Origin of the sequence: Streptomyces sp. NPDC059224 (genome assembly GCF_042754285.1) — a bacterium.
In the GTDB taxonomy this organism is placed as follows: domain Bacteria; phylum Actinomycetota; class Actinomycetes; order Streptomycetales; family Streptomycetaceae; genus Streptomyces.
The window spans coordinates 66,587-79,277 of sequence record NZ_JBHZAN010000030.1; the positions used below are offsets into that span (position 1 = coordinate 66,587).

The window sequence follows — 12,691 nt, forward strand, 5'->3', positions numbered from 1 at the left end:
TGGCGCGGGACCATGGTTTCGGATGCGCACAGCAGATGCAAGGGCAGATGCACGTGCACGCGACCGAATTGGACCCTCCCGTACCGCTTGTTGGCCATTTTTTCCGCCAACTTGCAGCTGTTGGCTCACTACCTGCTTGCAACTTCCTGTGCTTAAACTTTGGCCGCTTTCCGTTTCCGTAACCGGGCGAGTACTGCTCGGAGTGTTTTAGTGGCAGACTGCGGGCCCTGAAGACGGTTGGGGAGGCTGGCGAACGTGAGCGCGGGAGAGCCCGGATCGGTGGTGCGGCGAATGCTGCTCGGCTCGCAACTCAGGCGGCTGCGTGAGGCCCGGGGCATCACCCGCGAGGCCGCCGGGTACTCGATCCGGGCCTCCGAATCGAAGATCAGCCGTATGGAGCTCGGTCGGGTGAGCTTCAAGACGAGGGACGTGGAAGACCTGCTGACGCTGTACGGCATCACCGACGAGGCCGAGCGCGAACAGCTCGTCTCCCTCGCCCGGGAGGCCAACGTGGCGGGGTGGTGGCACAGCTACTCCGACGTCCTGCCGAGCTGGTTCCCCACCTATGTCGGCCTGGAGGGCGCGGCCCATCTGATCCGCGCGTACGAGGTGCAGTTCGTGCACGGCCTGCTGCAGACCGAGGAGTACGCGCGAGCCGTGGTGCGGCGCGGCATGAAAGGTGCCAGCGAGGCCGACGTCGAGCGCCGGGTCACCCTGCGCATGGAGCGGCAGAAGTACCTGGTGGCCGAAAACGCCCCCGACTTCCACATCGTTCTCGACGAGGCCGCCCTGCGTCGGCCCTACGGCAGCCGTGAGGTCATGCGCGGCCAGCTCCAGCATCTCGTCGAGATCTCCGAGCGGTCGAACGTGCGGCTCCAGATCATGCCGTTCAGCTTCGGCGGCCACTCGGGGGAGGGCGGCTCCTTCACGGTCCTGAGCTTCCCGGAGTCCGACCTCTCCGACGTGGTCTACCTGGAGCAGCTCACCAGCGCCCTCTACCTCGACAAGCGCGAGGACGTCGCCCAGTACGAGCTGGCGCTGAAGGAGCTCCAGCAGGACAGCCCCGGACCGGACGAGAGCCGGGACCTGCTGCGCGGACTGCTCCAGCTGTCGTAGACGTGTCGACGAACGTGGGGATTACCCTCCGACCTGCCGGAGATCGCCGAACTGGTGTCCCAACTCCCCTGACACGCAAGTACGATGACGCGTGATCAGACCGTGATGTGGATGTGGATCGGGTGTCTGCATCGACTGCCGACGCAGCAGGGGATCGAGGGATCACATGTCGTCCTACTTCACCGACCTGGCCCAGCAGTACATCGACGGTGAATGGCGCCCGGGGACCGGCTCCTGGGACATCATCGACTTCAACCCGTACGACGGCGAGAAGCTGGCGTCGATCACCATAGCCTCGGTCGATGAGATAGATCAGGCCTACCAGGCCGCCGCGCGCGCCCAGAAGCAGTGGGCCGCCACCAATCCCTACGCCCGCCGTGCCGTCTTCGAGAAGGCCCTGCGCCTCATCGAGGAGCGCGAGGCGGAGATCACCGAGGCGATCATCGCCGAGCTCGGCGGCACCCATCTGAAGGCCGGCTTCGAGCTGCACCTCGCCAAGGAGTTCCTGCGCGAGTCGATCCAGTGGTCGCTGCGCCCCGAAGGCCGGATCCTGCCCTCCCCGGTGGACGGCAAGGAGAACCGTGTCTACCGCGTGCCGGTCGGTGTCGTCGGTGTGATCAGCCCCTTCAACTTCCCCTTCCTGCTGTCGGTCAAGTCGGTCGCGCCGGCCCTCGCCCTCGGCAACGCCGTGGTCCTCAAGCCGCACCAGAACACCCCGATCGTCGGCGGCACCCTGGTGGCCAAGCTCTTCGAGGACGCCGGTCTGCCCGGCGGCCTGCTCAACGTCGTCGTCACCGACATCGCGGAGATCGGCGACGCCTTCATCGAGCACCCGGTCCCGAAGGTCATCTCCTTCACCGGCTCCGACAAGGTCGGCCGGCACGTGGCCACCGTCTGCGCCTCGCTCTTCAAGCGCTCGGTGCTCGAACTCGGCGGCAACAGCGCGATCGTGGTCCTCGACGACGCCGACATCGACTACGCGGTCGACGCGGCGGTCTTCAGCCGGTACGTCCATCAGGGCCAGGTCTGCATGGCCGCCAACCGCGTCCTCGTCGACCGCTCGATCGCCGAGGAGTTCACCGAGAAGTTCGTCGCCAAGGTCAGGACGCTCAGGGCCGGTGACCCGCAGGACCCCCGGACCGTCATCGGCCCGCTGATCAACTCCCAGCAGGCGGAGTCGGTTTCGGCCACGGTCGAGCAGGCCCTCGCCGAGGGTGCCACGGCCCTGGTGCACGGCACGGCCACCGGCAACCTGGTCGAGCCCTCGGTCCTCACCGGTGTGCCGGCCGACTCCGACCTGCTCCGCCAGGAGGTCTTCGGCCCGGTCGCCTTCCTCATCCCGTTCGACGGCGAGGAGGAGGCCGTACGCATCGTCAACGACACCCCGTACGGCCTCAGCGGCGCCGTCCACACCGGTGACGTCGAGCGCGGCGTGTCCTTCGCCAAGCAGATCGACACCGGCATGTTCCACGTCAACGACGGCACGGTGCACGACGAGCCGGTCGTCCCCTTCGGAGGTGAGAAGCACTCCGGCCTCGGCCGCCTGAACGGCGAGACCACCGTGGACTCCTTCACCACCCTGAAGTGGATCTCGGTCCAGCACGGCCGCAGCAGCTTCCCGTTCTAGCCCCCCGAATGGCTCGGCCACCCCGGGCCCTATAGGACGCAACCTGTCCTAAAGGGCCCGTAGCTTCGTCGGTGTCAGGGCAACAGCACCCAGGAAAGGCGGCCGGTCATGGTCACTCACGTTCCCGCGGAAGCACAGGGCGACGAGCGCGGAGCACTGCTCTCCTTCATCGAGGAGCAGCGCGGCGGCGTCCGCCGGGCCCTGCTCGGCCTCACCGACGAGCAGGCGGCGAGCAGGCCCAGCGCGAGCGAGCTGACCCTGGCGGGCCTGCTCAAGCACTGCGCGGAGGTCGAGCAGAGCTGGATCGCCCGTGCCAGGCAGGAGCCGCCGGCGGTCGAGCGCGACCAGTCGAACTGGCACGAGACCTTCCAGCTGGTCGGCGACGAGACGGTGGCCTCGCAACTCGCCTACTGGGAGCAGGTCGCCGCCGAGACGGAGAAGTTCATCCGCTCCGTTCCCAGCCTCGACGACACCTTCCCGCTCCCGCCGCAGCCCTGGTTCCCGCCGGAGGGCCGGGTCTCCATGCGCTGGGTCTGTCTCCACCTGATCCGCGAGACCGCCCGGCACGCGGGCCACGCCGACATCGTCCGCGAGTCCCTGGACGGGAAGACGGCGTTCGAACTGGTGGCCCTGGAGCAGGCCTCCTAGCGCAGGCCCTGGACACGTCCGGCGGCCCCGGAAGGGGCCTGCCGGCCGCTTCTAGTGGTGGAAGCTGGTGGCCGCGTCCTTGTCCCGGATCAACGGGTGCGGCTGCCGGCGCAGTTCGGGCAGCAGCCGGGTCAGGTCCTCCAGGAACAGCTCGGCCAGGTCCTTGGAGAAGCCGTTGCGGCACACCACCCGCAGTACGGACAGGTCCTCCCGGTTCGCCGGGAAGGTGTACGCCGGCACCAGCCAGCCGCTCTCGCGCAGCCGCCGGGAGACGTCGAAGACGTCGTACGACGTCACGTGGCCGGCGGTGGTGAAGGCGAAGACGGGGAGTTCGTCGCCCCGGGTGAGCAGCCGGAAGTCGCCGAGTGTCTCGATGCGTGCGGCGAGCCCGGTGGCCACCTCCCGCGAGGCCTGCTGCACCGCGCGGTAGCCGTCCCGGCCGAGCCGCAGGAACGTGTAGTACTGGGCCACCACCTGGGCGCCGGGGCGGGAGAAGTTGAGGGCGAAGGTGGGCATGTCGCCGCCCAGGTAGTTGACCCGGAAGACCAGTTCCTCGGGCAGCGCCTCCTTGTCGCGCCACAGCGCCCAGCCGACGCCCGGGTAGACCAGGCCGTACTTGTGCCCCGAGGTGTTGATCGACGCCACCCGCGGCAGCCGGAAGTCCCACACCAGGTCCTCGTCGAGGAAGGGCGCGATCATCCCGCCGGACGCGGCGTCGACGTGCACCGGGACGTCGACGCCGGTGCGCTCCTGGAGGGCGTCCAGGGCGGCGCAGAGGTCGGCGATCGGCTCGTAGGACCCGTCGAAGGTGGAGCCGAGGATGCCGACCACCCCGATGGTGTTCTCGTCGCACAGCTCGGCGGCGGCCTGCGGGTCCAGGTGGTAGCGCTCGCCCTCCATGGGGACGTACCGCGGCTCCACCTCCCAGAAGTTGCAGAACTTCTCCCAGCAGACCTGGACGTTGATGCCCATGATCAGGTTCGGCCGGGCGGTTCCGGGATAGCGGTCGGTGTTCCGCTTCGCCCAGCGGCGTTTCATCGCCATTCCGGCCAGCATGCAGGCCTCGCTGGAGCCGGTCGTCGAACACCCGATGGTGCCGGCCGGGTCGGGCGCGTTCCACAGGTCGGCGAGCATCGCCACACAGCGCCGCTCCAGCTCGGCGGTGCGCGGGTACTCGTCCTTGTCGATCATGTTCTTGTCGTCGCACTCCGCCATCAGGACACCGGCCTGCGGCTCCATCCAGGTGGTGACGAAAGTGGCCAGATTCAGCCGGGCGTTGCCGTCCAGCATCAACTCGTCGTGCACCAGCTGGTAGGCGGTCGAGGGCGGCAGCGGGCCGTGCGGGAGCCGGTGCGTGGGCGGGGCCTCGTCCATACCGGCTACCGGGTTCGCCTCCCCGAAGAACGGGTTGACGGACATGGGGCGCTCGTGGTGCTTCCCGGATCCTTTGTGGAGCGGCATGACAGGTGCCTCCTAGAGCGATTTCACAGGGTTCAGCGCAGGGCCGTGCCGTCCGCCCCCAGCTGCATCCTCGGGCGTCCGGTCACCAGCAGCCAGGCGGGCAGCGAGGCGATGCACAACAAGGTGATGATCGAGGGCGAAGCCACCAGCACGGAGGCCGTGAACAGACTCACCCAGCCCTGTCTGGTGATCGCCAACAGCATGCCCAGCACGCCTGCCGCCACGCCCACCGAGGGGTGGACGGCGGGCACCAGGGCGTGGGCGCACAGCCCGAGGGCGGCGCCGATGAAAACCGACGGAAAGATCCGGCCACCGCGGAAGCCGCAGGTGGCGGCGACCACGAACGCGGCGAGCTTGACGACCGCCATCACGGCGTACTGGCCGGCCGACCAGCCCGCGGGGTCCTTCGCCAGTTCCGCGACCTCGTCCAGCCCCTTGAAGAGCGTCAGATGGCCGCCCAGGGCGCCCAGCAGGCCCAGGACCACACCGCCGGCCGGCAGGGCCACCATGGGGTGCCCCAGGCGCCGGAAGGCCCCGTGGACGTACGGGAAGGCGAGGACGGCGAGCATGCCGAGCAGCGCCGCCACGGGGGCGATCGCCAGGGCCGAGAGCAGGTCGGGCCAGCGCAGCCGGCCGATGGCGGGCAGCCCGAGGTCGAGGGTCGGGTGGTCCACCAGGGCGGTCGTCATCGCGCCGGCCCCCGCGGCCATCAGTGGCCCGAAGAGGTTGTCCCACAGCGCCCCCTTCAGCGGCTTCCCGGCCAGCGCCTCGGAGATCACCAGGGCCGCCGCCACCGGCGTCCCGAACAGCGCGCCGAGTGTCGCCGCGTCGGCCAGCGCGGGCCACAGCGAACCCGGCATCCGGGGCATCGCCAGGCGCCCCAGCCACAGCGCCAGCCCCACGTTCACGGCGATGATCGGGTTCTCGGGACCGAGGCTCGGCCCGCCGGCCAGCATCAGCACGGTCGCCAGCAGCAGACCCGGCAGGACGGCGGGCGGCAGCGCCACGGCCTCCAGGCCCAGGGTGGCCGGATCGGGCCCCGCGTGCCCGGGCGCCTTCCACACCACCAGCCCGACCGCGACACCGGTCGCGGTCAGCATCACCAGCATCCACAGCACCGAGTACCGGCCGATGCCGAGCGCGTCCGGCAGGTTGTTCCAGAGCACGTGCTGCAACCGCTCCGCCAGCGAGCTCACCAGCAGGTACAGCAGGCTGCTGCCGACGCCGACGACCAGGGCGGGCAGGATCAGCGGCAGCAGGGCGCGCGCGGGGGCCGAGGGCGGGGTGGGGAGCGCCTGCCGCGCGGTGTCCTGGGCCACGGGCCCACCATAAGCGGGCACATCGGGCCCAACATCCCGAAAGAAGTCGGGCCCGGGGGCCCGGAGCCCCCGAACGCAACGGACTTGCACCTCACGTGACGTGAGGACCCAAGGTGGAGCACGGAAAGGAGCGGAAGTGAGCTACTCCGTCGGACAGGTCGCCCGGTTCGCCGGCGTCACCGTGCGCACCCTGCACCACTACGACGAGATCGGCCTGCTGGTCCCGGGCGAGCGGAGCCCCGCCGGGCACCGGCGCTACGGCGAGGCCGACCTCGACCGGCTGCAGCGGGTCCTGTTCTACCGGGAGCTCGGCTTCCCGCTCGACGAGGTCGCGGCGCTGCTCGACGATCCGGACGCGGACCAGCGCGCGCACCTGCGCCGCCGGCACGACCTGCTGACCGCCCGGATCGAGAAACTGCGCAGGATGGCCGCGGCCGTGGAACACGCCATGGAGGCACGCAGGATGGGCATCAACCTCACCCCCGAGGAACGCTTCGAGGTCTTCGGCGACAAGGACCCGGAGCGGTACGCCGAGGAGGCCGAGCAGCGCTGGGGCGGCACCGAGGCCTACGCCGAGTCGCAGCGCCGGGCCGCCCGCTACACGAAGGCCGACTGGCAGCGCATGAAGGCAGAGGCCGACGAATGGGGCGAGCGTTACGCCGCCCTGGTGAACGGGGCCGAGCCGCCGGCCGGCGCACCGGCCATGGACATGGCCGAGGAACACCGGCGGCACATCTCGTCCTGGTTCTACGACTGCCCGTACGAGATGCACCGCGCTCTCGCCGGCATGTACGTGTCCGACGAGCGCTTCAAGGCGTTCTACGACTCGATGGCCCCGGGCCTGGCCGAACACCTGAAGGCGGCGATCGAGGCGAACGCGGCACGCCGCACGACGTGACCCGGTGTCCGTCCAGGCCGTGGCCGGGGGGGCGGGTCCTAGTCCTGCCTGTCGACGACGACCGCCGTGCCGTACGCGCACACCTCGGTGCCCGCGTCCGCAGCCTCGGTCACGTCGAACCGGAAGGCCAGCACGGCGTTGGCGCCACGCGCGCGTGCCTGTTCCACCAGCCGCTCCATCGCCTGGGTGCGGGTCTGGACGAGTGTCTTCGTCAGGCCCTTCAGCTCTCCGCCGATCATCGACTTCAGACCCGCGCCGATCTGGCTGCCCAGGTGCCGGGAGCGCACGGTCAGCCCGAAGACCTCGCCGAGGACCTCCCGCACCCGGTATCCGGGCAGATCGTTCGTGGTGACCACCAGCACGTCGGGCTCCGGCCCCTGACCGCCGCCGTATTCTTCGATACCCATGTCCACAGCTGTTCCCCAGGCGAGGCACAGTGCATCCAGGTTCCACCGGTGGAACCTGGGGCGGACACATTGCGTTGATAGCTTTGTGCGGCCGCACAAGGAACCCGCTGTGCCTTCACCCCACAGGAGCCCGGAACCGTGACGACCGGAACCGCGATGACGCTGGCCCTCGGCCCGAGCTGGCTGGACCCGAACAAACTTCTCGACTCGTTCGGCATCTGGGGCCTGCTCCTGGTGGTCTTCGCCGAGTCCGGCCTGCTCATCGGCTTCTTCCTGCCCGGTGACTCGCTCCTGTTCACCTGCGGTCTGCTGATCACCTCCCACCAGATGGACTTCCCGCTGTGGGGCGCGATCGCCCTGATCTGCGTCGCCGCGATCCTCGGCGACCAGGCGGGCTACATGTTCGGCAAGAAGGTCGGCCCGTCGCTCTTCAACCGCCCGAACTCCCGCCTCTTCAAGCGGGAGAACGTCGAGAAGGCGCACGAGTTCTTCGAGAAGCACGGCCCGAAGTCGCTGATCCTGGCCCGCTTCGTCCCGGTGATCCGCACGTTCACGCCGATCATCGCCGGCGTCAGCGGGATGGCCTACCGCTCGTTCCTGGTGTTCAACGTCATCGGCGGTGTCCTGTGGGGAGCCGGTGTCACCCTGCTCGGCTCCTGGCTGGGCGGGATCGACGTCGTCAAGAACAACATCGAGGCGATGCTGATCCTGATCGTCCTCGTCTCGGTGATCCCGATCGCCATCGAGTTCCTGCGGGCCCGCTCGAAAGGCAAGAAGGCGACGCCGGCGCCGCAGCCGCTCCAGCAGCACCCCGCCCCGCCGATGATGGACGACGCGACGACCCAGCTCCGCAGGATCGAGCCGGCGTACACCCCGCAGCAGCCCCAGCAGCAGTACGGCCAGCAGCCGCAGCCTCAGCAGCAGTACGGCCAGCAGCACCCGTACTACGACCAGAACGGTTACGACCAGAACGGTTACGACCAGAACGGTTACGACCAGCAGTACAACCCGTACGCCGAGGACCACTACCGAGCACCGTGAGCGCAGCACCGGCTGCTTTTGGGGGCGCGGGGAACTGCGCGACGAGTCACGACGGAGCCGCAGTGGCCGTCTCTGCCCGAGCCCCCTCGTGAACGGCCGCTCAGAACCCCCGCGTCCGCTTCGCCGCCCGCCGCTTCCGGGCGGAGCCCACCCGCAGCCCCAACCGTGAGATCTCCGACCCCAGGTTGACCCCGATGGCGATGGCCATGGCGAGCGACGCCGCCTTGGCCAGCGACACCAGCCCCTTGTCGACCTCGTTCTGGGCCATCGACAGCAGCCCGAAGTAGGTCGCCGACCCCGGCAGCAGGGGCCCGATCGCCGCGGTCGTGTAGGGCAGCGCGGAAGCGAACCGGTACCGCGACAGCAACTGTCCGAACAGTCCCACCAGCCCGGCGGCCGCGGCCGTGGAGGCGACCGGTGAGATCCCCCCGGCGTAGTGCATCGCGCCGTAGACGCACCAGGCCACACCGCCGTTGAGGGTCACGGCCAGCACGGTGGATCGTTCCTGCTGGAGCAGCACGGCGAAGGTCAGCGACAGCACCATCGACGCGGCGATCTGCAGCAGCGGCCGCTCGGAGCCGGGCAGCGTCGCGTCGGGATTGAGCCGGCCGCCCAGCTTCACGCCGAAGTACAGGATCGTCAGCACCCCGATGACGATGCCGACGAAGAAGTACATGACCTCGAGCAGCCGCGCGGAGGCGGTGATGTAGAAGCCGGTGAGCCCGTCCTGGACGCCCGCGACCAGGGCCCGCCCGGGCAGCAGTGCGAAGAGTCCACCGGTGACGACGGCGGACGCCGCGACGTCGACGTGGGCGAGCGCGAAGGCGACCCCGATCGCGGCCGGCGGCATCGCCGCGATCATGAACTGGTAGAACTCCGGCAGCCCCCGCCCCGCGCACAGCCACGCCAGCCGGTCGCCGAGCATCGCGCCGATCGCCGCCGCCACGAAGACCAGGACGTCACCGCCGACGAGTACCGAGGCGGCCCCGGCGAGCAGCCCGCTCGCGCCGGTGAGGGCCCAGCCGGGGTAGGGGTGCCGGTTGCGGCGGATCTCCGCGAGCCGCCGGTAGGCCTCCTCCAGGGAGACATGGGTCTCGGGGTCGGTGAGGTCGTCCACGAGCCGGAAGACGGCGGACAGACGCGTGTAGTCGGTCCCGCGCCGCCGCACCGTCCGGGACGCCGTCACGGGGTCGTCGACAAGCGAGGGCTGATAGGAGATCGCCAGCAGCGTGAAGGTGACGCCGGGCTCGCAGCGGTCGAGTCCGTACGACCGGCAGACCGCGAACATCGCGGCCTCCACGTCCTCCGCGCCCTCACCGCCCGCCAGCAGCAACTCCCCGATACGCAGCGTCAGGTCGAGCACGCGCGGAACGGCGGGCCCGTCCTCCTCGGTCTTCTGCACAGGCTCCGGGGCCGGCCGCTCGGCCACCGGCATGCGCAGCATCGTGCGCATCCGGTCCTGCCAGGGCGCGTCCTTGACGAGACTGACCGTCGGGAACCCGGAGGCGGGCGTGAAGGCGGTGACGTCGTGGGCGCTGTAGGCGCTCGGCATGCTGAACGCCGAGCCCTCCGGCTCGCCGGCCGCCGGCTGCGGCGTCGCCAGCCCCTTCGGCACCGCGAACTCGGACGTGGTCTCGGGCTCGACACCGGCCTCGGGGACCGCGATGCCCGCCGGAAGGGCGAACTCGGACGTGATCTCCGGGTCGTACCGCGCCTCGTCCGGCCGGGGCTTGCGGTCCTCCTCCTCCGTCACCGTCGTAACGCTCCCTGAACGACAACTTCACGTACGCCTCAGTATGCGCGTGACCACGCAGCGGCCACAAAAACCTGCCCACCGGGCCGGCGGACATGCCGCGGGGCACGCGGCGGGCAGGCGAGCGGATACGAAAAACGGGCCCCACGCGTGCGTGCGGCCCGTTTTCCGTGTGCGGACTGGCTCAGTGACCGCCCTGCTCCTTGAAGCGCTTGTACGACCGCTCGATCTCCACCTCGGCGTCGACCCGGCCCACCCAGTTGGCGCCCTCGACGGACTTGCCGGGCTCCAGGTCCTTGTAGACCTCGAAGAAGTGCTGGATCTCCAGGCGGTCGAACTCCGACACGTGGTGGATGTCCCGCAGGTGCTCCACGCGCGGGTCGGTGGCCGGGACGCACAGCAGCTTGTCGTCGCCGCCGGCCTCGTCGGTCATCCGGAACATGCCGATGGCGCGGCACTTGATGAGGCAGCCCGGGAACGTCGGCTCGTCAAGAATGACCAGCGCGTCCAGCGGGTCGCCGTCCTCGCCGAGGGTGTTCTCGACGAATCCGTAGTCGGTCGGGTAGGCGGTCGAGGTGAAGAGGCGACGGTCCAGGCGGATCCGACCGGTCTCGTGGTCCACCTCGTACTTGTTCCGCGAACCCTTCGGGATCTCGATCGTGACGTCGAACTCCACCGGTGGCTCCTCCATGATCAACACATAGTTCTGGTGGTTAAGTGTCCCTCACGCTGGTGTGTGATCGCGAAAGGGGCTGGTGGTCGTGCCAGAGCTGAGGCCTTGGCAGTCCGCGAAACCGCGTGTGCGGAAGATCGCGGGCGCCGTGCAACCGGGTCTGGCACGCGTGGTGGCTGCCACGAAACCGCAGGTCAAGCGGTTGGCGCGAGCAGTCGGGCCGCGGCTTGCGCGCATCACGCGTGCGAGCGGAACCCGGCCGGCCGGTCCGGCCCGCCCCCCTCGTCCCTCGAGTCTCAGGACCTGGCAGTACACCGCGGGCGCCGCCACGGCCGGGCTCGCGCTGGCCGCCGGCGCGGTGACCGCGGCGGGCCCCTGGGACGCCAACGGTCAGCGTACGGCCGAGCGGGACCGGGCCGCCGCCCCGGAACGGGCGGGTGGCGCAGATCACGGCTCCGACACCGCCAAGGGGGAGCCCAGCCCCGCACCCAGCGCCGGATCCGTCCTGACGGGCCTGGGCGCCGCCACCAACACCGTGAAGTCGGCGCCGAGCGGAGAGCCCGCCGGGATCACCGGAACGGCCGTCACGGACCTCCTGGGCCCCCTCCTGGACGACTCCGCGCTCGGCGGCACCCACACCGCCGTGGTCGTCGACGTGGCCACCGGCAGACGTCTTTACGGCACCGGCGCCGACACGGCCCTCACCCCCGCCTCCACCACCAAGATCGCCACCGCCGTCGCGGCTCTGTCCGCCCTCGGCCCCGACCATCGCATCACCACGCGCGTGGCCCTCGAACCCGGCACCCGGGAGGTCGTCCTGGTCGGGGGCGGCGACCCGACCCTGACCGCCCGCAGGAAGGCGGACGGCTGGGCCAGCCTGCGCGTGCTCGCCACCGAGACGGCGAAATCGCTGACCGAGCGGGGCATCAAGCAGATCACGCTCTCGTACGACACGACCCTGTACAGCGGCCCCGACCTGCACCCCATCGGTGTCAACGACAACCTCGCGCGCGTGAGCCCCCTGATGGCCGACGAGGCCCGGACCGACGGCTCCGCCGAGGGCCCGGTGACCCGGGTGGGCGACCCCGCGGCCGACGCCGCGCAGAAGTTCGCCGGCTTCCTGACGGAGGCCGGCATCAAGACCTCCTCGCACGGCACCTCCAAGGCGGGCAGCCGGGCCGAGACCCTCGCCACCGTCTCCTCGCCCCCGCTGTCCGCGATCGTCGAGCGCATGCTGACCAACAGCGACAACGACATCGCCGAAGCACTGGCCCGCCAGACGGCGCTGGCGAGCGGCGGGCCGGCCAGCTTCGCCGGGGGAGCGGACGCGATCCGCGCCCAACTGGCCGCACTGGGCCTGCCGATGACCGGCGCCGGCTTCCACGACGGCAGCGGCCTGAACCGAGACGACCGGCTGACGGCGAACCTGCTCACCGCCCTGCTCGTCAAGGCCGCCGACGCGGACCGGCCGGGTCTGCGTCCGGTCCTCACCGGACTGCCCGTGGCGGGTTTCACGGGCACCCTGAGCACCCGGTACACGGACGGCGCGGCAGGCGTCGTACGCGCGAAGACCGGCACCCTGACCGGGGTCAACACCCTCGCGGGCACCGTCGTGGACAAGGACGGCCGTCTGCTGGCGTTCGCCTTCCTCGCGGCGGACACCACGAGTCCGCAGGAGGCCCAGGAGGCGCTGGACCGGACGGCGACGGCGCTGGCGGGGCTGTGAACCACGTCCGCGCAAGCCCCGA

The 12,691-nt window shown here is 70.2% G+C and carries 11 protein-coding genes; 6 read left to right on the forward strand and 5 right to left on the reverse strand.

Features of this window, described 5'->3' with window-relative positions; all coding sequences use genetic code 11:
- Positions 1–291 precede the first annotated feature (291 nt).
- The 3 genes from ACFXI4_RS31025 (at position 292) to ACFXI4_RS31035 (ending at position 3,391) form a co-directional block, all read left to right on the forward strand.
- Positions 292–1,116 (forward strand): helix-turn-helix domain-containing protein, encoded by an 825-nt coding sequence (locus tag ACFXI4_RS31025; protein WP_384997249.1) that lies wholly within the window; start codon positions 292–294, stop codon positions 1,114–1,116.
- Between the two features lie 166 nt (positions 1,117–1,282).
- Positions 1,283–2,743 (forward strand): aldehyde dehydrogenase family protein, encoded by a 1,461-nt coding sequence (locus tag ACFXI4_RS31030; protein ID WP_384997143.1) that lies wholly within the window; start codon positions 1,283–1,285, stop codon positions 2,741–2,743.
- A gap of 108 nt (positions 2,744–2,851) precedes the next feature.
- Positions 2,852–3,391, forward strand: coding sequence for a DinB family protein (locus ACFXI4_RS31035; protein WP_384997145.1), 540 nt, complete (start codon positions 2,852–2,854; stop codon positions 3,389–3,391).
- Positions 3,392–3,442: 51 nt separating this feature from the next.
- Here the strand turns inward: ACFXI4_RS31035 and ACFXI4_RS31040 are convergent, their stop codons facing one another.
- Together ACFXI4_RS31040 and ACFXI4_RS31045 are read right to left on the reverse strand one after the other, a co-directional pair.
- Positions 3,443–4,852 carry a glutamate decarboxylase gene (locus ACFXI4_RS31040; RefSeq protein WP_384997147.1) on the reverse strand — a complete coding sequence of 470 codons (1,410 nt, stop codon included), beginning with the start codon at positions 4,850–4,852 and terminating at the stop codon, positions 3,443–3,445.
- A 32-nt stretch (positions 4,853–4,884) separates the two neighbouring features.
- Positions 4,885–6,171 (reverse strand): ion channel protein, encoded by a 1,287-nt coding sequence (locus ACFXI4_RS31045; protein WP_384997149.1) that lies wholly within the window; start codon positions 6,169–6,171, stop codon positions 4,885–4,887.
- Positions 6,172–6,307: 136 nt separating this feature from the next.
- Between ACFXI4_RS31045 and ACFXI4_RS31050 the strand changes: the two genes are divergently transcribed.
- The gene (locus ACFXI4_RS31050; RefSeq protein ID WP_384997151.1) at positions 6,308–7,069 is read left to right on the forward strand and encodes a MerR family transcriptional regulator; all 762 of its coding nucleotides are present in this window, start codon (positions 6,308–6,310) and stop codon (positions 7,067–7,069) included.
- 38 nt (positions 7,070–7,107) lie between these two features.
- Here ACFXI4_RS31050 and ACFXI4_RS31055 read toward each other — a convergent pair whose 3' ends face one another.
- Positions 7,108–7,476, reverse strand: coding sequence for a YbjQ family protein (locus tag ACFXI4_RS31055; RefSeq protein ID WP_362717362.1), 369 nt, complete (start codon positions 7,474–7,476; stop codon positions 7,108–7,110).
- Positions 7,477–7,632: 156 nt separating this feature from the next.
- Here ACFXI4_RS31055 and ACFXI4_RS31060 point away from each other — a divergent pair, with 156 nt between their 5' ends.
- Positions 7,633–8,517, forward strand: a complete 885-nt coding sequence (locus ACFXI4_RS31060; protein ID WP_384997251.1) for a DedA family protein — start codon at positions 7,633–7,635, stop codon at positions 8,515–8,517.
- Between the two features lie 100 nt (positions 8,518–8,617).
- On the opposite strand, the gene ACFXI4_RS31065 is transcribed toward ACFXI4_RS31060, so the two are convergent.
- Together ACFXI4_RS31065 and ACFXI4_RS31070 are read right to left on the reverse strand one after the other, a co-directional pair.
- The gene (locus ACFXI4_RS31065) at positions 8,618–10,270 is read right to left on the reverse strand and encodes a threonine/serine exporter ThrE family protein (RefSeq protein ID WP_384997153.1); all 1,653 of its coding nucleotides are present in this window, start codon (positions 10,268–10,270) and stop codon (positions 8,618–8,620) included.
- Between the two features lie 184 nt (positions 10,271–10,454).
- The gene (locus ACFXI4_RS31070) at positions 10,455–10,946 is read right to left on the reverse strand and encodes an inorganic diphosphatase (protein ID WP_115906709.1); all 492 of its coding nucleotides are present in this window, start codon (positions 10,944–10,946) and stop codon (positions 10,455–10,457) included.
- 124 nt (positions 10,947–11,070) lie between these two features.
- Between ACFXI4_RS31070 and dacB the strand changes: the two genes are divergently transcribed.
- Positions 11,071–12,669 carry a D-alanyl-D-alanine carboxypeptidase/D-alanyl-D-alanine-endopeptidase gene (dacB, locus tag ACFXI4_RS31075; protein ID WP_384997156.1) on the forward strand — a complete coding sequence of 533 codons (1,599 nt, stop codon included), beginning with the start codon at positions 11,071–11,073 and terminating at the stop codon, positions 12,667–12,669.
- The last annotated feature ends 22 nt before the right edge of the window (positions 12,670–12,691 follow it).